This is a genomic window from Neobacillus massiliamazoniensis (assembly GCF_001048695.1).
Classification (GTDB): Bacteria; Bacillota; Bacilli; order Bacillales; family Cytobacillaceae; genus Neobacillus; species Neobacillus massiliamazoniensis.
In genome coordinates, this window is record NZ_CVRB01000006.1 from 121,378 (window position 1) to 139,897 (window position 18,520).

18 protein-coding genes are annotated in these 18,520 nt (G+C 36.8%); 7 read left to right on the top strand and 11 right to left on the bottom strand.

What is annotated here, in order from left to right:
- Positions 1-57 precede the first annotated feature (57 nt).
- Positions 58-732 carry a uracil-DNA glycosylase gene (locus BN1082_RS24420; RefSeq protein ID WP_090639464.1) on the bottom strand — a complete coding sequence of 225 codons (675 nt, stop codon included), beginning with the start codon at positions 730-732 and terminating at the stop codon, positions 58-60.
- A 274-nt stretch (positions 733-1,006) separates the two neighbouring features.
- On the opposite strand from BN1082_RS24420, the gene BN1082_RS24425 reads away from it, so the two are divergent.
- Positions 1,007-2,395, top strand: a complete 1,389-nt coding sequence (locus BN1082_RS24425) for a TldD/PmbA family protein (RefSeq protein ID WP_090639466.1) — start codon at positions 1,007-1,009, stop codon at positions 2,393-2,395.
- Between the two features lie 4 nt (positions 2,396-2,399).
- Positions 2,400-3,743, top strand: a complete 1,344-nt coding sequence (locus BN1082_RS24430; protein WP_090639468.1) for a TldD/PmbA family protein — start codon at positions 2,400-2,402, stop codon at positions 3,741-3,743.
- 134 nt (positions 3,744-3,877) lie between these two features.
- Here the strand turns inward: BN1082_RS24430 and BN1082_RS24435 are convergent, their stop codons facing one another.
- Together BN1082_RS24435 and BN1082_RS24440 are read right to left on the bottom strand one after the other, a co-directional pair.
- Positions 3,878-4,132 carry a hypothetical protein gene (locus BN1082_RS24435; RefSeq protein ID WP_141650915.1) on the bottom strand — a complete coding sequence of 85 codons (255 nt, stop codon included), beginning with the start codon at positions 4,130-4,132 and terminating at the stop codon, positions 3,878-3,880.
- A gap of 238 nt (positions 4,133-4,370) precedes the next feature.
- On the bottom strand, positions 4,371-4,760 hold the full coding sequence (locus BN1082_RS24440; protein WP_090639472.1) for a GNAT family N-acetyltransferase: 390 nt from the start codon (positions 4,758-4,760) through the stop codon (positions 4,371-4,373).
- Positions 4,761-4,925: 165 nt separating this feature from the next.
- On the opposite strand from BN1082_RS24440, the gene BN1082_RS24445 reads away from it, so the two are divergent.
- On the top strand, positions 4,926-5,603 hold the full coding sequence (locus tag BN1082_RS24445; protein ID WP_090639475.1) for a YdeI/OmpD-associated family protein: 678 nt from the start codon (positions 4,926-4,928) through the stop codon (positions 5,601-5,603).
- Positions 5,604-5,659: 56 nt separating this feature from the next.
- Here the strand turns inward: BN1082_RS24445 and BN1082_RS24450 are convergent, their stop codons facing one another.
- Together BN1082_RS24450 and BN1082_RS24455 are read right to left on the bottom strand one after the other, a co-directional pair.
- The gene (locus BN1082_RS24450; protein ID WP_090639476.1) at positions 5,660-6,280 is read right to left on the bottom strand and encodes a sterol desaturase family protein; all 621 of its coding nucleotides are present in this window, start codon (positions 6,278-6,280) and stop codon (positions 5,660-5,662) included.
- Positions 6,270-6,932, bottom strand: coding sequence for a GntR family transcriptional regulator (locus tag BN1082_RS24455; protein ID WP_090639824.1), 663 nt, complete (start codon positions 6,930-6,932; stop codon positions 6,270-6,272). Before BN1082_RS24455 ends, BN1082_RS24450 begins: the two co-directional genes overlap by 11 nt.
- Positions 6,933-7,391: 459 nt before the next feature.
- Here BN1082_RS24455 and BN1082_RS24460 point away from each other — a divergent pair, with 459 nt between their 5' ends.
- Positions 7,392-8,228 carry an SDR family oxidoreductase gene (locus tag BN1082_RS24460; RefSeq protein ID WP_090639478.1) on the top strand — a complete coding sequence of 279 codons (837 nt, stop codon included), beginning with the start codon at positions 7,392-7,394 and terminating at the stop codon, positions 8,226-8,228.
- 88 nt (positions 8,229-8,316) lie between these two features.
- On the opposite strand, the gene BN1082_RS24465 is transcribed toward BN1082_RS24460, so the two are convergent.
- The 3 genes from BN1082_RS24465 to BN1082_RS24480 form a co-directional block, all read right to left on the bottom strand.
- A complete protein-coding gene (locus BN1082_RS24465; RefSeq protein WP_090639481.1) occupies positions 8,317-9,135 on the bottom strand; it encodes a formate/nitrite transporter family protein in 819 nt (272 codons plus the stop codon).
- 346 nt (positions 9,136-9,481) lie between these two features.
- On the bottom strand, positions 9,482-10,333 hold the full coding sequence (locus tag BN1082_RS24475) for an alpha/beta hydrolase (RefSeq protein WP_090639826.1): 852 nt from the start codon (positions 10,331-10,333) through the stop codon (positions 9,482-9,484).
- Between the two features lie 273 nt (positions 10,334-10,606).
- Positions 10,607-11,122 carry a flavin reductase family protein gene (locus BN1082_RS24480; RefSeq protein WP_090639487.1) on the bottom strand — a complete coding sequence of 172 codons (516 nt, stop codon included), beginning with the start codon at positions 11,120-11,122 and terminating at the stop codon, positions 10,607-10,609.
- A 282-nt stretch (positions 11,123-11,404) separates the two neighbouring features.
- Between BN1082_RS24480 and BN1082_RS24485 the strand changes: the two genes are divergently transcribed.
- The gene (locus BN1082_RS24485) at positions 11,405-12,226 is read left to right on the top strand and encodes an undecaprenyl-diphosphate phosphatase (RefSeq protein ID WP_090639491.1); all 822 of its coding nucleotides are present in this window, start codon (positions 11,405-11,407) and stop codon (positions 12,224-12,226) included.
- A 56-nt stretch (positions 12,227-12,282) separates the two neighbouring features.
- Here the strand turns inward: BN1082_RS24485 and BN1082_RS24490 are convergent, their stop codons facing one another.
- Genes BN1082_RS24490 through BN1082_RS24500 form a run of 3 tightly spaced genes read right to left on the bottom strand, consistent with a single transcriptional unit; the run spans position 12,283 to position 15,977 of the window.
- On the bottom strand, positions 12,283-13,425 hold the full coding sequence (locus BN1082_RS24490) for a Ger(x)C family spore germination protein (protein ID WP_090639493.1): 1,143 nt from the start codon (positions 13,423-13,425) through the stop codon (positions 12,283-12,285).
- Positions 13,426-13,470: 45 nt separating this feature from the next.
- Entirely contained in the window at positions 13,471-14,895 is a 1,425-nt protein-coding gene (locus BN1082_RS24495; protein ID WP_090639496.1) for a spore germination protein, read from the bottom strand.
- Positions 14,892-15,977, bottom strand: coding sequence for a GerAB/ArcD/ProY family transporter (locus tag BN1082_RS24500; RefSeq protein WP_245640551.1), 1,086 nt, complete (start codon positions 15,975-15,977; stop codon positions 14,892-14,894). Before BN1082_RS24500 ends, BN1082_RS24495 begins: the two co-directional genes overlap by 4 nt.
- 198 nt (positions 15,978-16,175) lie before the next feature.
- Between BN1082_RS24500 and BN1082_RS24505 the strand changes: the two genes are divergently transcribed.
- The gene (locus BN1082_RS24505; RefSeq protein ID WP_090639499.1) at positions 16,176-16,763 is read left to right on the top strand and encodes an anthranilate synthase component II; all 588 of its coding nucleotides are present in this window, start codon (positions 16,176-16,178) and stop codon (positions 16,761-16,763) included.
- Positions 16,750-18,510, top strand: coding sequence for an aminodeoxychorismate synthase component I (gene pabB / locus BN1082_RS24510; RefSeq protein WP_090639502.1), 1,761 nt, complete (start codon positions 16,750-16,752; stop codon positions 18,508-18,510). The genes BN1082_RS24505 and pabB overlap by 14 nt, the downstream gene beginning before the upstream one ends.
- Positions 18,511-18,520: the final 10 nt, after the last annotated feature.

An 18,520-nucleotide genomic window follows, 5' to 3' on the forward strand; every position in this document is an offset into this window, starting at 1 on the left:
CGCATGATAGTCTCTCCTTCTCATTTAAAAAAACTGTAGATTGGCTTTGGTGTTGCCTTATAAATTATGTATTTGCCAATCAATTTCTCGTCTTCCTATTTTCCTTAAAAAGTCATTGGTTCTGGAAAATGGCTTGCTCCCAAAGAAACCTTTATGAGCAGAAAATGGGCTTGGATGTGGAGACTTAATAATGAAATGTTTGGATGAGGTAATCAACTTCTGTTTTTGTTGAGCAAAATTCCCCCAAAGGATAAACACAACCGGTGCCTCCCTATGATTCAATATTTCTATTACTTTATCTGTGAACATATCCCAGCCGATATTTTTATGTGAGTTTGCCACTCCAGCCTGAACAGTTAAGGTTGTGTTCAATAATAGTACACCTTGCTTAGCCCATTCCACCAAGCACCCATTATTGGGAATATGACATCCCAGATCGGCCTGCAGTTCCTTATATATATTTTGCAATGATGGAGGAATTCCCACACCTGGTTTAACGGAAAAGCTTAATCCATGAGCCTGTCCGGGGCCGTGATAAGGATCTTGCCCGATAATAACCACATTCGTGTCTTCAAAAGGCGTGTAGTTCAGTGCATTAAAAATTTCGTCCATATTTGGATAGATCTCTTTTGTTTGATACTCTTCCTGTAATATTTCCATTAATTGCAGATAATACGGTTGCTTGAATTCCCCTTCAAGCAAAGAGCCCCAATCATTTTGCAATATTGCCATTTCTATGCCACACTCTCTTTCTTGTTGCTAAACCATTTTTTATTATAGGAGTCTAGAGAGCATCTATCAATAATAACCGTGCAAGACACTTACCTGTTATCGTGTTATTTTCTTTAGATTTATTCGAGTGCTAGGTGTCAGGCTCCTTCTAAGAGGTAAAATTAACCACTATTAGGAAGAATGTTGTATGATAAAAACGTATATTCATAAATAGACAGATTCTAAGTTTTATTTTCAGAATCTTTCATCAATTTATAAAATTAAGGAGGATCATATGCTTAGTAAATCGTTAATTGAAGACGTACTAACTCAAGCGTTATCAACCGGTGGGGATTTTTCTGAGATTTTCGTAGAGGATCGTTTTACCAATAATATGACATTAAAAAGCGGCAAGATTGAAACATGTCTATCTGGACGTGATTTTGGCATCGGAATCCGAGTGTTTAAAGGATTACAAAGCGTCTATGCTTATACAACTGACTTTAGTAAGGAAGGGCTTTTAAAAGCAGCGAAAAATGCAGCCCAAGCGATAAATGGAAATCGTTTGATCCATCTTTCCCCTTTTGTGCAAGAAACCTTCGAGACGATACACCCTATTCAACTATTGCCGCAGGATGTGGCTAAATCCAGAAAGGCAGCCGTCATGAAAAATGCTTATGATATTGCAAAAAGCTATCATTCAAGCATTTCACAAGTAACCGTTCGTTATCTAGATGAAGAACAAAATGTGCTTATTGCCAATTCAGATGGAAAATGGATTGAAGACAAACGGGTTCGCTCTAGATTGGCGATCCAAGCAATTGCCGAACGAGATAACCAAATGGAAACGGGCTTCTATGGACCGGGAGCACATCAAGGCTTTGAATTTATTGAAAATCTAAATTTGGATCATTATGCCAATGAAGCTGCCCGCATTGCAGTGACAATGCTAGATGCTAGTCCATGTCCAAGCGGAAAATTCCCTGTCATTATCGACAATGAGTTTGGCGGCGTTATTTTTCATGAAGCATGTGGTCATGGATTGGAAGCTACCGCTGTCGCGAAAAACAACACTGTTTTTGCAAATCGCCTTGGTGAACGGGTTGCTCCAGAGATTGTTACTTACATTGATGATGGAACACTTCAAAATGAATGGGGTTCCATCAATATAGATGATGAAGGAGAAAAAGCGAGAAAAAATGTCCTGATCGAAAATGGGATATTAAAAGGCTATTTAATTGATAAATTTAATTCCCGTCGAATGGGAATGGAATCTACCGGTTCAGGAAGAAGGGAATCCTTCCGTTTTGCCCCTACATCCAGGATGACGAATACTTACATAGCTCCAGGAAAATCGTCTCCTGAAGAAATCATCGCCAATACAGAACATGGTATTTATACAAAATATATGGGCGGAGGCCAAGTCAATCCAGCTACTGGCGATTATAACTTTGCAGTTATGGAAGCATATGAAGTGAAAAATGGAAAGCTCGGGAAACCGCTTAAGGGTGCTACCCTTATCGGGAATGGTCCAAAAACCTTACAGCATGTCGATATGGTTGGCAATAATTTAGGACATGGTGCGGGGATGTGCGGTGCATTAAGTGGAAGCATTCCAGTCAACGTCGGGCAACCGATGATCCGTGTAAGTGAAATCACTGTTGGTGGAACAAAGGGGGAATAAACGGATGACGTTACAAGAATTTCAAGCAAAGCTGTTTTCTCAAGCTGCAAGCAGCGGTTTTACGGATATTGAAATGTATTATGAAAAGAAAGAAGTTTTTGGCTGCCAAATTTACAATGGTGAAATTGATCAATATGAAGTGGCTGAAGATGGTGGTGTTTCCTTTCGGGGAATATTTAATGGAAAGATGGGCTATGCCTATTCCGAAAAAATAGAGGATGCATCTATTCCCTTCTTGTTAGAAAATGCGAAAGAAAATGCCGAATTCATGCATGAAGATGATATAGAGGAAATTTTTGCAGGAAGCAATCAATATGAACTGAGAGACTTTTACTCAACATCTTTACAGGATGTAACGATTGCTGAAAAAATACAATTGATGAAAGATGTTGAACGGGAATTGCTTGCATTTGATCCGCGAATAACCGCCGCAGATTATTGTATAATTCGAACAGAATCGATAACTAGAAATCTATTAAATAATAAAGGCTTATCGTTAAGTGATCAAATGAACCTATTGTCTGTCATTTTGGAAGTAATCGCGAAAGATGGGGATGAAATCAAAACTGGCTTTGAACTTATTACGACCAATGACTTCTATAGCCTAAATGCAAAGGAAATTGCCAAAAAAGCAGCAGAGGAGGCACTCTCACAATTAGGAGCGAAAAATATCAAAAGCAAAGAGTATCAAGTTCTATTAAGAAATGATGCTGCCGCAAATCTATTAGCCACATTTTCTTCTAATTTTTCTGCAGAAGATACACAAGCAGGGATTTCAGCATTAAAGGATAAGCTTGGAAAGCAAATTGCATGTCAAAAAATAAAGATTGTCGATGATCCCTTCCTTGAGAATGGGCTTGCAAGTCGAACATTTGATAGTGAAGGTGTGGCTTCTCAAAAATTAACATTGGTTGAATCGGGTGTTTTACAAACCTTCCTTCATAATCAAAAAACAGCGAAAAAAGATCAAACGGAAACAACAGGTCATGCACATAAAGAATCCTATAAAAGTGCTGTTAAAGTTGGCCCATCCAATCTTTTTATTGAGCCTTCCACTATGGCATTTGAAGATTTGGTTTCTTCCATAGACGAAGGAGTGCTCATTACCAATTTGTCTGGTTTACATTCTGGAGCGAATAAAGTTTCTGGTGATTTTTCACTTGCTGCCAATGGATTCTTTGTGAAAGACGGCAAAATACAATTTCCGGTAAACTTAATGACCATCGCGGGTAATTTTTATCAATTATTACTGAATATAGAGGAAATTGGCTCTGACTTAACTTTCCCGCTTTCCCCTTTTGGCTCCCCATCGATTTTGGTAAAATCATTATCGGTTACGGTAGAGTAATTTGAAGTCAGTCCTTCACTGATTTTACACGGTGGAGGACTGACTTTTTTCAAAAGTAGGTTTTATTCACTTTTCACTATACTTCCAACGCAGAAACTTAAATGGTCGATGGAACAAGTACTTACTCACTACTATCAAGCCTGTAAGGTTAATGGATGTTTAAATTCACGAGGAAATTCAATCTTTCCTTTTGTTCTAATAAAGAGTGTTTCACTACCCTTAAATGTCGTACTTTGACAATCAAAATTTTTATCATCTGGAGTAAAATAAAAATGGACAACGCTAGTATCTTTGGTCGTGATCTTGTTTAAGATGTCTTCAATACAAAAATCTTTTTTACTCACAATATCAAAAATAGTAAGCTGTTTTCCTTCATTTTCGAAAATCACAATAACATCTTCTTGTTCTATGTAATAGATGTTTTCCCTAAATACATACAAACAATAGAACATAAACAGTTCCTGGGTATCTGCCGCTCAAAAGATCTGTGAGACTGGTATTCTTTTAGCTGTAAATTTATAAATGAAATCCAAATGATCTTTGTGGGTCCAATCAAGCTTATGAATACCAGTTGATTTATTTTGATTACCAGTATAAGTCTTGGTAAAAAGAGATTCATCACTTTTTTTAAAACCAAACTTCGGATAAAATTCTAATACTGACTGAATAGACAAATAGGTACATGATATCTACTTTTTCATCAAACTCTTCTATTACCTTGTTTATAAAGCTAGCAGATAATCCCTGATTTCGATAGTTTGGATGAGACATCACCGTGCCAATTTGGATCGCCTCTTTTGTCTCCCCTTTTATGATTAGTTTTATTTTACTAATCGATACATTTGCAACGATTTTACCCCTATCAATAAAGACATAAGGCACATATTTGTCAGTCCAAAAGCCCTTCTGATACCAAACTTCAAAATCGATTCCGAATGTATCTGTAGCCAGATGATTGAAACTACTTCTTAAAACATCATTCTTTTTGATATCGTTTGAAAAAATTAATTGACTCATTTATACTGCTCCCTTTAAGCAATTCACATTCTTTTAATCGCCGATTCAATAAAAATAACACCATATCCCTACCTCAATTGGTCAAAAATGTAAGCACCAATATTCTGAAGTTGATATATTTTCAACGCAAATATACTATTAAGAAAAAGACAAGGAGCATAAGGCATGAATTCACCAAAAAGTGTTGTTGAAAAACTTAATATTACAAAGTACGCCAGAAAGTTGATTCTCCAAAAGCCTGAGGAAATGGATGACTTTCAAGAAATAGAATTCGATTCTTCCATTAAAAATGATAAATATGACCTAATCTTTATCTTTATTTTTAATTTAGAAGAATTTTCAAAGCAGCTTCAGACGGTGATTGAAAAACAATTACTCGAGGATAATGGATATTTATATTTTGCTTATCCGAAAAAAAATAATAAGCTGTATAAAGAATACATAGACCGTGACAGCTTTATAGAGGCAATACCGGTCAATGATGAGGGCTATGTTCTTGAGAGTAATATAAAATTTTCAAGAATGGTCAGCCTAAATGATGTTTTTACGGTTGTTGGTTTGAAAGCAACACCAAAGAAGAAAAAAGCCACATCGAGCAGCAAGAGTAGTCAATGTGTCGTTGACTATATTGAAAACGTAGAGGATATAAAGAACTATTTAAACAAAAATGAAGCTTTATTATCCGCTTATAACCAATTGACTTTTGGATACCAAAAGGATTGGGCACGCTATGTCTACAGTGCAAAAAGAAAAGAAACCCAAGAAAAACGACTCCTGGAAATGGAAACCATCTTAGGTGAAGGCTACAAATCAATAGAATTATATCGAAGAAAAAACAGATAGGAGAAACATTCTTTGGTGCCTGACACCACCACAGTTTTGGGTGTCAGGCACCAAATTTATTGTACCCTTTTTTCTAAATCCTTTGCTGTTGAACTAGTTTCCACAGTTTTTTCGTCCTTTAAAGTTCCAAATATAATATCAAAAAATGGATTTGAAACACCAAACCAATAGTTTTCATTTTTATAATGATGAAGAATGTGAGTTTTCTTCAACCACACTCCAAATTTGGTTTTTGGCTTAATTGGCTGATGGGCAATGTAATGCTTCCATTCATATACAAGCAGCATGAAGACTAGCCCCATCCCAAAAGCTAATGTGCAATCTATTTTTTTCACGATCAAATAAAACAGAGTTAACAGTATTAAAAAATTCGGAATGCTGTACCAAAGTGGGAGAAACAGCAATTTTAAATTATTTGGGTATTTATGATGGTCATAATGTAAGCGCTTTAATAAATTTAAGAAAAATTCATTTTTAGGTGCCTTTAAGTGGAACAAAAAACGATGTGTTACGTATTCACCAAACATATAGGTAAATAATCCGATTGCAAAGAAAATAAACACCACAAACGATTGCACCTTTAGAACTAAGAGACCTGTCATTACGAGGAATAGAATAATCATAAATAAAATATCAAAATGAAAAAAGTAATTTCGATACAACCCATTATCCTTCATTTGGTTCACTCGCTTTCGTTCTTATGCGCCATATCTCAAGGCTTTTTTTCATCATATCTTTTATGGTTATCTCCGTTTTCTCGATCTCTTTTTGGAAAAGTGTTTTCAACAAATCCTCGTAGTAGTCCCTCGCCAGCTGCCGATGTTTTGGTTCGCTGAAATACTTTTCTGCCATCCTCAAAAACACTTCTTTAAAACTATTTAATATGAGCAGATAGATTGGATTAGATGCCAATCCTGCAAGATTTTGTTGTAACTCCCAATCAAAATTAGCGTAGGCTGTCGCATCATCCTTCAAATCTTCTAAACTTGCAAATAAAGAAATCACTTTAAGTGGATGATGGTGCACAGCGTCTATTACATAAGCGGGCGTCAATGCGATCCGCAATTCCAGCACATAATGGATAAACTCGTCTGGAATTTCTTCATAGGAATTAAGTATATTGACAATTGTCATTAAATTTCCATGCTTCCAATAATCATTTACTATTGCAGGCAATCCATTACGAATAGTCACCCACCCATCTCTTTCTAGTCGCTGGAGTACCTCACGAATTGTCGGTCTTCCTACATTGAAATGCACGGCTAGCTCTCTTTCTGGAAGCAATGGTTCATTTGCTTTATATTCCCCTTTTAAAATCAGCTGAATCATTTTTTTCTCAATTAAATCGGAAGAGCGTTCTTTCAAAAATATTCCTCCTTTCACTTGGTAATACCAAAATCATTATTGGTATTACCATGATATGCGAACCCTCACAGAATAGTCAAACTATTTCAAAAACTTATTGGCGTTTTTTGCGAAAAAACCACCTGTTTACCTAGCTTAGGTTGTTTAAATAGAGGATAGAGTGGGCTTTACTGGCGAATAACACCTTTTTTCTGTCGGATAGGATAAGTTTACTGTCGGATAACCTCACTTTACTGTCGCATTGAGTGACTTTACTGGCGGATAGTCTTTTAATTGTCGGATGGGATGTCGGATGATCCAAGCGGAGTGCAACAATTTTCTCAAATATTTAGTTTGCTCTTATTGACACTCATCAATTTTTCTATACAATCTTTCCCCTTTTACGTTTTAATAAAAGAAAAGGAATTTTTAAAGGAGAAAGATATGAGCAATAAAATTGCAATCGTTACTGGGTCCTCAAGTGGCTTCGGTTTATTGGCGGTCATTGAACTTGCATTAAAGGGCTTTACAGTGATGGCAACCATGAGAGATACAAACAAAGCAAAGCGGCTATTAGAGCTTGCAACAGAGAAAGGTGTTATAGAATCCATACAGATTCATCAGCTCGACGTTACTTCAACTGAATCGATTAATGAATTAAGAAAAAAATTAAATGATGAACCGTCTGTGGATGTGTTAGTGAATAATGCGGGTGTCGCAGTCGGAGGATTTAGCGAAGAGCTTTCATTAGAGGAATATCGGCGACAATTTGATACCAACTTTTTCGGAGTGATAGCTGTGACCAATACAGTCCTTCCATTTATGAGGGCTAAGGGTCAAGGCAGGATTATCAATATAAGCAGCATTAGTGGCAGAATAGGATTTCCAGGATTATCTGCTTATACCGCATCCAAGCATGCTCTTGAAGGGTACAGCGAAAGTTTGCGGCTTGAATTAAAACCTTTTAGGATTGATGTATCCTTAATCGAGCCCGGATCTTATCAAACGAATATTTGGTCGAGTGTCGATCCGATGATGAAAAATGCCGATTCACCTTACCACTCTTATATGGAAAGTATTCTAAAAGAAATTGATAATGGAAAAGCAGAGCATGGAAATCCAAAAGAGGTTGCTAAACTCGTAGCAAAATTGGCTACTCAATCGAAAACGCCAAACCTAAGATATCCGATTGGAAAAGGCACAAAGTTGAATACCCTTCTAAAAAATATCTTGCCATGGCGCTTACTTGAAGACATTATGATTAAAAAATTAAAACCTTAAAGTGAATCCCGATCTGAAAAGTTGTCCCCCACTGCTTTTATGCAGTGAGGGACAAAATTTTTTTCTATTATGATAACAAATTAGCACTCTACCTACTTCCACGCTTAACCATAGGTTGAACAACTTCTTTTAAATGTGAATCCTTTTTCTTGTAAGCGTGAAAATAGGCCATTGCGATGAACACTACACCACCTACGGCATTTCCTAAAAAAACAGGGACGAAATTATGAAGGTATTCCATCCACGTAAAATGGCCAGCAAAAATAGCCGCCGGAATGACAAACATGTTGGCCACCACGTGTTGAAATCCAATGGCGACAAACGCCATAGTTGGAAACCAAATACCGAGAATTTTACCCGCCATATCCTCTGCTCCATATGAAAGCCATACCGCTGATGCCACTAGCCAATTACAGCCTATGCCTGAAATAAATGCTTGCAGAAAATTGGCTTCCAATTTATGTTGTGCGATACTTACCGTTTTGTCTAGGAAAGGTGCTGTTTCCGTCAAACCGATTAGATGACCGAAAAAGTAAGCAACAAAAATAGCGCCAATAAAATTACTTACTGTTACTAGGAACCAATTTATCATCACTTGTTTAGTACTTACTTTTTTAGCCAAACTCGCAATTGGCACGGCCATCATATTCCCTGTTAACAGCTCCCCTCCTGCCAATAAGGTAAGAATAAGACCGATTGGAAAGACTGAAGCTCCGATTAAACTGCTCAGTCCTTGTAGGTTAGCTGGTAGAGGAGCCGTCACACGGATGAAAAGCAAATATCCTAAAGCGATAAATGCACCTGCCTCAAATCCTAGTATCATCGTTTGCATAGGCGTATATTTTGTTTTCTTGGTGCCATTCTCAACCGTGATTTCCATGATTTTATCTGGTTTGCTGTACGCCATAAAATTTGTACTCCCTTGGTTTATAATGTATGTGAATAATTTCACATGAAATATTGTACCTTATTTCTCCTCCAATAGCTGTGAACGTTTTTTTAAATATTGCCGTATCATATTCACGTTTAAGAACCACAAATCACCTATTGTTTCATCGCCTATTCGAAACACGATTCCATCAAGGACTATTTCTTCTTTTTTTATAGTTGGTTCAACTAAAGAATAAGCTACAAAACTTCTATAAAGTGTATAATGCCACAGGTCTCTAAACCTAACGGAATTTAAAGCCCTATTGCGCAAAAAAAAAAACGCTAAGCATGAACGTTTTTTCTTTAGATTAGGGTTGAAATCCCTACTTTCCATCATTGATCCATTCGACCAATTTTCTATCAAAAGTATGAGGCTCTTCAAACATAGGATTATGCCCACTATGCTCAAAAATTACTTTCTTCACGTTCTCATACTTGTTATCAATCAAATCCCACAGTGAAACTGGTGCGACCAAATAATCATATCTCCCTAAACCAATAAATACTGGTTTATTAAAACTAGATAACGATTCTATCAAATTAAGTTTTCCAAATGCGTCTCCCCATAGATGATCAATAATTGTCATATTCGTATATACCCCATCCCACATGTATGCAGCATCATAGGAAAAATCGTAAAAACTATGGGCTCCCATACGAATACACATGTGAACAAATCGTCTTGCAGGATCTTTCTTGGTATCATTTTCCAATAAAGCAATTTCTTTTTCAAAATGACTCTTTCTCTCTGAACCTGCAGTCTCATTAAAAAATGAAAAACTTTGCCGCTGTCTTTCTTCGTTATTTGTAGGTGCTGAATTTAATAAAACAACTTTCCGAACATGTCGAGGATATCTTCTAGCATATTCCAAAGCCATAAAGGCGTGTCCTGAATGACCCAATATGATAAAATTTTCAAGATTAAGAGTTTGTCTTGCTGTTTCTATGTCATCCAATACTTTATCCAAAGTATAGTCTTCTGGTTCTAAAGCACGAGTCGGCTTTACAAATCCTCTATGATCCAAGAAAATGAACTGAAACTTCTCATAAAGATTTTCCGAGAACAAGCGAGGATAATAGACGCTGCTGCCTACCACCAATATTGGCTTCCCCTGCCCTTTTATACAGTATTTCAACTCAAAGCCATCACTAATTATAGATTGATTTTTGTTCATTTTAATAGTCCTCTTTTCTTTTTTATTAAGAAGAGCTATTGAAAAAATGGGGCTCTTCCTTAAATCACTCCCTTTCCTTTTTCTAATTCCCATGTATTCTCCATTGAACGCCCTAACACGTTGACTCACCTCTATCAGTTCTTTTTGTAATATCTTTTTAAGGAAACTTTAACATATTTACTTTCAAATATCCTGGTTGCTGAACAAAATCCTTCATTAACGTTCTCCCCCAATAAAACTTTAATACACCATTCAATTAACATGTAAAAAATACTATTCTTGCTTAAATTGACCAAACTTTCCTCGATAGTAGACCAATGGGTTCCCTTCCGATGCGTGCGCTTTCAAAACCTCAGCGAGAAAAACCGAATGTGTACCACCCGTTACCTCCTCGACAACCTGGCATTCAATCTGTGCAAGAGTGTTTTTGAGTAAAGGATTTCCAAGTTCTCCCCGCGAAAAAGGAACACCATCAAATTTATCAGTGTTAGATCGAGCAAATTTCAATGCTAAATCCTTTTGCTCTTCCTTAAGAATATTAACTGTAAAGGTTTTAACTGCGGATATGGCATGACAAGTCCCAGCACTTTGATTCACACAAACCAGCAGCATCGGAGGTTCAAGTGATAAGGAACTAACGGCACTTGCAGTGAGTCCGAAATCTACACCATTATTGGTTACCGTAATAATGCTTACTCCACTTGCAAAGTGACCTATAACATTTCGAAACATTTCTTTTTCTACCAATGGAAAAGGTTGATTATTTTCTTTTAGGTGATCGGAATTCATCATTTTTTCCTCCTTTATTGTTTGAATTTTTTTCAAAAGGAAAATATTGTTGCCGTTTTTAACCTGTTAATTTATATATTAAAAAAAGCGTAAGAAATTCCTATTCCCATAAAAAGTTGGCGATGAGAAATTTTATCTTTCAATACTAAACCCAGCATTACGATAAGGAAAAATACCTACCAAATTGTAAAGTTATTGTAAAAAAATAAAATATTGCTCTTTATCATTTGATCCAATTGCTATAATTAGATAGTTATTACATAAGAGAGGCAGGCAAAAACATTGGATATCTTTAAAACGATAGTTTTCGCAATTATTCAAGGTATTACAGAGCTTTTCCCTATTAGTAGTGTTGCACATGGCGTATTGACACCTTATGTATTTCATTGGAACCTTAGTCCAGAGTTCTTGAAGGAACATTTTTTACCATATGTAGTGATGCTTCATTTAGGTACAGCCATAGCATTGTTGGTGTTTTTTTGGAGAGATTGGCTTGAACTCATTCGTTCTATTTTCAATGGTGATGCTAAAACCAATAGGAAAGTTTTACTACTATTAATTGTGGCAACATTGCCAGCTGCCATTATCGGTCTTGTATTTGAGAAAAAGTTAACTCACCTATTCAGTAGTGTAACAAGTGCATCGTTTTTCCTTATCATAAATGGATTTTTCCTTTACTTTGGAGAAAAAATGCGTAATCGCGGAACAAAGGAAATCAAGGACCTCAATTATGGAGAAGCGGTTGTGATTGGATTTTTTCAATCTTTGGCGTTAATTCCTGGATTTTCACGCTCCGGTTCAAGCATGACAGCTGGGTTTTGGATGGGACTTAAGCATGAAGCCTCAGCCAAAATGGCGATGCTTTTAGCAACCCCAGTCATATTGGGTGCAAGTGTGCTGGAGTTGCCAAAAATAGCAAAAAGCGGTACACACGGATTGCTGCAAATGTCCATCCTTGGAGGAGTTCTTTCGGGAATTTTTGCTTATATTAGTGTTATGATCCTCATGAAATGGTTTAAAAGGAAAGAAATTAATGCCATGCGTCCCTTCGCTATCTATTGTTGGGTAGTTGGAACAGTGATCTTAGTGAGTACGTTTTTCTAAATGAATGATTAAAACCCGTTAACAAAATGGATAGAATCTTTTGTTAACGGGTTTTTTTAATGCTGCTTTATCTTCGCAATTCCACCACTCATGAGTTTTACATTCACATCAATCGCTGTAATGCTATTTTTGTCTAATGGAAGATTACCTCCTTCTTCTAGCTTTTTCCATTCATCTGGTATTTCTCTGTATACTTTATCAGATAGTCCGAGTAGATCCACACCTATTTCAAGCCCTTTGAGGTAGGTCCCCATAATTTGTTTTTTTACTTGTTGTGCTGCTAATTCTTCAAGTTTTTTTTGTTTCAGCCGGGAATTTAATTGGGGAAGTGTTCCCTGCATCGATATTTTAATATTGAAGCTGGCTTTACCATCTGTCACTTGAGGTTTAATGGAAGATCTAATTTTTGTCATGACAAACATGGCCAATACAGAGTTGTCTCTCTTTATTTCTAAAGGTGTACGTTCTGTTTTTTTCTCCAACCAACGAAGACCTAAAAGATAACGGTGGTCCAAACATCCTTTGAATTGTTTGTTTTTTAACATACAAATCCCATCAGGTTTGAGTTTTGGAGAAGGTTTATTATCTTCCGTCCAGCCTGGGGCAATTTTTAGGTACGGTAACAGGACCGTTTGTCCAGCATCGTTCCATCTTCGTATAAACTCATAAAGATATAGGGGTGCAATAATTGAACTTTGGGAGTATGGTTGTAAGGGACTATTTAATTGAGAGTAAAGAACTGATAATTCCGAAGTCGACTTGGTATTAAATACTTTCTCGATAGAGTCTTTAGTAGCCATCGTCCATACAGTATATCGAAATTCATAATATCGATCCCAAACATCTAAAACCTCATTTACAAGCCCGTGTTGCAGCGCTGCTTCGCTAAAAACAATTGTTTTAACATGACTCCAAGCAATGCTTTGTTGGCTTGTCGCATAAAGCTTAAATAATGCTTCTTCGAACGAATCCCCTTCAGCCTTTCCGACGTAAGTCTTCTGTACTTTAGGCTGCGCTGACTCCTGTTTGGCAATTCCACTAAAGTTAATCACCTGAACGTATAGGACAGCTTTATTGTTCACATAATCTGCCCCGATAGAGTTAACATAGATCATATGTTCAATTTCCTTGGATCCCCAACATCCAGTCAGCAATAGAGATAACAGCATTATAAAAAGGATGTTTCGAGTGAGTTTCATGATATTTTCTTTCCTTTTTTTCTGTATTTTTATAAAGTCAAATAGTTATTTTATTCTCCCCCATGGCATTCGAAAGAGCATTTTGTAAATTCTTTGGAAATCAAATGGAGAAAATGGAGTCATATAATACATGCTAAAGGAACGTAGATTTACAAAGTAAAGAATAAAAACCAACAGACATATAAGCATTCCATATAATCCAAATGATCCCGAGATAAATAGTACAACAATTCTCATTAAGCTGACGATAGTGATCAAAGAATGATTTACTAACGTAAAATTAGCAAGTACTGAAATAGCATTAATTACAATGATTCCCGGAGTTGCGATGCCAGCACTAACTGCTGCTTGGCCGATAATTAATCCTCCTACAACCGATAATGTCTGACCAAAAGCTGTTGGTAACCTCATTCCTGCTTCCCGAAAAATTTCAAACAAAAAAAGCATAGTAATTGCCTCTATTGGCACTGAGAGTGGCACTCCTTGTCTTGAAGTCACTACTGTTGCAAGCAAAGTAAATGGTAGTTGATCTTGGTGAAACGTTACGAGTGCGACCCAAAAACCAGGCAAAAACAAGGAAATAACAACTCCGCTTATTCTTAGTAACCTTGTAAATGATACAAAGACATTTACCATAAAAGCATCTTCGGAAGTATTTAATAGAAAATTAAAATTCACTGGTGCCATGATAACGGTTGGAGACCCATCCACGATCAAGACAAATTTGCCGTGAAGAAGACAATTTACCGCAAAATCTGGCCTTCCAGTATAGGAGAATAAAGGGAACAACGAAAAGCCGGCAAGACTTTCTTCAAGTTGAGAACTGCTCACCAATCCTTCCACTTGTAGGTTCGAAAGTTTTGTTTTTACTTCCTGTAATACGGCTGGTTCAATAATGTTTTTTAAATATAAAAGATTAACTTTCGTAGCAGTTTGCTCCCCAATTGTGTAATCTTCGACCGCCAAAAATTTTGTCTTGAGTCTTTTTCTGATGAGGGCAATATTGATGAGTGATTCTTCAGTAAATCCATCTTTGGGACCTCTCACTGATATCTCAGTATTTGGCTCCTCAGGTTGTCTCTTAGGGGGATTTGATAATTTTACAGAATACAATTTGTTTGAAGGAACAAACAAAAGCAAGAGGTCCCCATTTAATACGGTATCTACAATCGATTTTTCAAACTGGTCTATTTGAAGGGTGTTCATATGAAATGGAACATGTTGTTGAAGCTGTATATCAGTTTCAATAAAGACCTGTTCTGAAATTTTTTTTAATTGAGAAATGATGCATTGTTCTACTTTTGTTCCGTCGCACAATCCTTCGCAGTAGACAAGATGAACAGAGGAAACATGTTTTCCTTCCCCCGAGGGGATGATAATTGCTTTAATATCTGAACATGAATCAATTAATTGACTAATGACTTCCTGCGGGGATTTCCATTCATTTTGTAAACAGTCATTTCTAGTCATGAAATCAATTTCCCCCTTCGGTATGCCAAGTTAATTAGGATTACAACAATTAGTGAAAAGATAAACATTCCCCATACAGACAAAGGAAGCAAATAGGTTGAAAGTAGATTTAGGTACGACTGGTCTTCAAATGGGATAATGCAAATTCCGACTATTAATAAAAAAATAAAACCAAGGGCCATAACTCTTTTTCTTTTTTTCTGAATATTAAATATATCGATAAGCAGATACATCATCAAAGAAATTCTTAAAAATGCACCACAAAACCACTGATAAATACTTAAAAAATCTATATGCTCGATGTATCTTCCAATGGTCACCAACCTCCATTCTTCATAAACGGGAAATCTTAGTTTGGCGGCTTCATCAGGCCCAAACTCAACAATCGCATCAATAAGAGAGCCGATGGTTAGTCCCATCAGCACCAGAACAATAAACCCTAGCGAACGATAAGATATACTCGAGCGAATATGATGTTGTAAAAAGAGGATTAGAATAACTTCAATAAATCCTGCAGCGACATAAAGTGTTCCGTTCCAAACAGGTTGTATTCCATGAAACAAACTTGGTTCTAAATAGGAATAATCTTTATGTGGGATATTTGCCACCATAACAAAAAAGCTAAGGAGAATAACAAATGGAAACAAAACTCCAGCAGTATTTGCCAATGAATGAATTCCCAAAAAAGCATTTATTGTGCAAATAAGGACTAGTACAAAGGTAAGCATAAAGATTGGCGTATTCGTAGAGAAGGTTGTTTGAATCCAATGTACCGTGTCCTTAACTGTAACAACACACAAAACAAACAGATAAGCACTTGCTATAATGGTAAGAAAGTGACCGACTATTGGAGGATAAGCTTGTTTTAACCACTCAAATAGATGCTGATTTCGAATTTTGATGATTCCTGTGTATAGCAATGCAATCCAAGCAAAAGAACATGCACAGGCTAACAATACAGAAATCCAAGCATCTTGCTTAGCTGCATCCAACAAAATAGGAATAATAATGACATCATTTGAAAGGCCTGTACTAAGTATGATGATGAGCGCAGTCTGTAAAAGCGAAATCGAAGCCTTCATCTTTCTAATCCTCCCCAATAATCAGAGCCTTTTACTAACGCCTCTATTTTGTCTTATTGGAAAAAATTTATACAAATACTTAATGTATGACCTGAAATAAGATTTTAATATACAGGAATAACCGTGATAAGGTTTAATAGAGAAGGATGAAAATAACGAGAGAAAAAACAATCAAAAGAAATGGAGCCGATTTAAACAGTGATTGTAGTAATTGACAACTATGATTCATTCACGTTCAATTTAGTCCAATATATTCGTACAATGGGCGAGGAGGTCGTTGTGATTCGGAATGACCAGCTGTCGCTTGATGAAATAGAACAGATGCAGCCGGATCACATTCTTATTTCCCCAGGCCCTGGGAACCCTGATACCGCCGGTCTTTGTTTAGATGTCGTGAAAAGGTTTTATAGGGAAATCCCGATTTTAGGTGTATGTCTTGGACAACAAATTATTGCACAAGCATTTGGCGGAATCGTTAAAAAAGCACTAAAACCGATGCATGGAAAAACCTCTTTCATTCTGCATGATCAAAAAAATATCTTTCGCGATCTTCTATCTCCATTGCAAGTTACCAGATATCATTCATTAATCGTGGATGAGTCTTCCCTTCCCCCATGTCTAGAAATAAGTGCTAGAAGTGAGGATGGAGAAATTATGGCGGTCCGACACAAGGAATTTAAAGTAGAAGCGGTTCAATTCCACCCAGAATCCATCTTGACGGAAAGTGGTTTACAGATGTTACAGAATTTTTTTCAAGCAAAGGAATATGAGAATGAATCAAAATAAAAAGAATCGACAACAACCTCTATTATCATTTGAATTCGCCTCTTCTAACGGAAAAGTAGAGCCGCTTATGTTTCGGAATCCCTCCAAAGTAATAACGGCAAATACCATCGAAGATGTGATCCCTTGCTTTCAACTTATTCAGGAAGCGGTTGAAAATGGTTATTATGCAGCGGGATTTTTATCATACGAAAGTGCAGCAGCATTCGATTCTGCCTATAAAGTCAAGGACGGTGGAACATTGCCGCTTTTATGGTTTGGGGTTTTTCAAGAACCAATGCAGCAAGCACTCAACGGTACTGGTACATATACATTAACGGAATGGAAACCATCCGTTAGTATGGATGAGTACACTCAATCGATTTTGTCCATTAAACAATCGATTGAAAGTGGTGATACATATCAGACAAACTATACAATTCGTTTGAATTCCTACTTCCAAGGTGACGATCTCGCTTTTTTCGAAAAACTAAAAAGAGCACAAGCTTCGAATTATTGTGCCTACATTAATACAGGTGAACATAGTATTTTGTCTGCATCACCAGAACTGTTTTTTCACTTAGAAGGTAACAATATTACCACTCGACCAATGAAAGGAACAACAAAAAGAGGAAAATCAGTTGCAGAAGATGAAGAAAACGCCAGCTGGCTTTACCATTCAGAAAAAAACCGGGCAGAAAACCTTATGATTGTCGATCTACTGCGAAATGACTTAGGCATTATTGCTGAACCTGGGTCTGTTTCCGTTCCCAAACTATTTGAAGTTGAACAATACCCAACCGTTCATCAAATGACCTCAACGATTACAGCAAAGGTTTCTGACGATATAAAACTCGTTGATCTTTTTAAAGCCCTTTTTCCTTGTGGATCCATTACTGGTGCTCCCAAGATTAGTACAATGAACGTCATTTCAGACTTAGAAACAACACCTCGTGAGGTTTATTGTGGAGCGATAGGTTTTGTGACACCAAATAAGGAAGCTATTTTTAATGTGCCGATCCGAACGGTATTGATTGAGCATCACTCTGGTCAAGCCACCTATGGTGTGGGGGGAGGAATTACGTGGGACTCCACAACTGAAGGTGAATACCAAGAAATCCTTACAAAAGCAAGTTTACTTGAAGAAAATAGACCACCTTTTCTTTTGCTGGAAAGCTTATTGTTAGAGAATGGGAGCTATTTCTTGTTTAAAGAGCATCTCAATCGCCTAAAAAATTCAGCACAATATTTCGGTTTCACATATCACGCTGAAGATATCAAGAAGACTTTACATGAGTTTTCAGGTCAAAATAATAATGGTAATTTAAAAGTTCGGCTCCTTTTGAGCAATGATTCGTCCATGACCATCGAAGGATCTCAACTCTCACTACTTGAAGCAGATTTGAAGGTGATTCTTGCCGACCAACCAATTGAAAAAGAAAATCCCTTCTTCTATCATAAAACGACGAATCGCGACATTTATTCTCAGTTTTATAGAAAGAAGCCCTCTAATGTTTTCGATGTACTCCTTTGGAATGAAGACGGAGAATTGACGGAGTTTACAAACGGGAATGTTATCTTGGAAATAGATGGATCATTATGGACACCACCAGTAAATATCGGCTTATTAGCAGGTACCTTTCGTGAGAGGTTACTTAAAAATGGAGAAATCCGCGAAAAAGCATTAACAGTTGCAGACTTACAACAAAGCACGAAAATCTGGTTTATCAATAGTGTACGGAAATGGCTTGAGGTTAAATTAAGTAAATAGCCTTTGATGA

Excerpts from the sequence above, each read along its gene's own strand:
- BN1082_RS24440 (WP_090639472.1), bottom strand. The coding sequence starts at position 4,760 with ATGAGTCAATTAATTTTTTCAAACGATATCAAAAAGAATGATGTTTTA.
- BN1082_RS24430 (WP_090639468.1), top strand. The coding sequence starts at position 2,400 with ATGACGTTACAAGAATTTCAAGCAAAGCTGTTTTCTCAAGCTGCAAGC.
- BN1082_RS24425 (WP_090639466.1), top strand. The coding sequence starts at position 1,007 with ATGCTTAGTAAATCGTTAATTGAAGACGTACTAACTCAAGCGTTATCA.
- BN1082_RS24455 (WP_090639824.1), bottom strand. The coding sequence starts at position 6,932 with ATGATTCAGCTGATTTTAAAAGGGGAATATAAAGCAAATGAACCATTG.
- BN1082_RS24480 (WP_090639487.1), bottom strand. The coding sequence starts at position 11,122 with ATGAATTCCGATCACCTAAAAGAAAATAATCAACCTTTTCCATTGGTA.
- BN1082_RS24445 (WP_090639475.1), top strand. The coding sequence starts at position 4,926 with ATGAATTCACCAAAAAGTGTTGTTGAAAAACTTAATATTACAAAGTAC.
- pabB (WP_090639502.1), top strand. The coding sequence starts at position 16,750 with ATGAATCAAAATAAAAAGAATCGACAACAACCTCTATTATCATTTGAA.
- BN1082_RS24460 (WP_090639478.1), top strand. The coding sequence starts at position 7,392 with ATGAGCAATAAAATTGCAATCGTTACTGGGTCCTCAAGTGGCTTCGGT.
- BN1082_RS24490 (WP_090639493.1), bottom strand. The coding sequence starts at position 13,425 with ATGAAACTCACTCGAAACATCCTTTTTATAATGCTGTTATCTCTATTG.
- BN1082_RS24495 (WP_090639496.1), bottom strand. The coding sequence starts at position 14,895 with ATGACTAGAAATGACTGTTTACAAAATGAATGGAAATCCCCGCAGGAA.
- BN1082_RS24475 (WP_090639826.1), bottom strand. The coding sequence starts at position 10,333 with ATGAACAAAAATCAATCTATAATTAGTGATGGCTTTGAGTTGAAATAC.
- BN1082_RS24420 (WP_090639464.1), bottom strand. The coding sequence starts at position 732 with ATGGCAATATTGCAAAATGATTGGGGCTCTTTGCTTGAAGGGGAATTC.
- BN1082_RS24465 (WP_090639481.1), bottom strand. The coding sequence starts at position 9,135 with ATGGCGTACAGCAAACCAGATAAAATCATGGAAATCACGGTTGAGAAT.
- BN1082_RS24450 (WP_090639476.1), bottom strand. The coding sequence starts at position 6,280 with ATGAAGGATAATGGGTTGTATCGAAATTACTTTTTTCATTTTGATATT.
- BN1082_RS24500 (WP_245640551.1), bottom strand. The coding sequence starts at position 15,977 with ATGAAGGCTTCGATTTCGCTTTTACAGACTGCGCTCATCATCATACTT.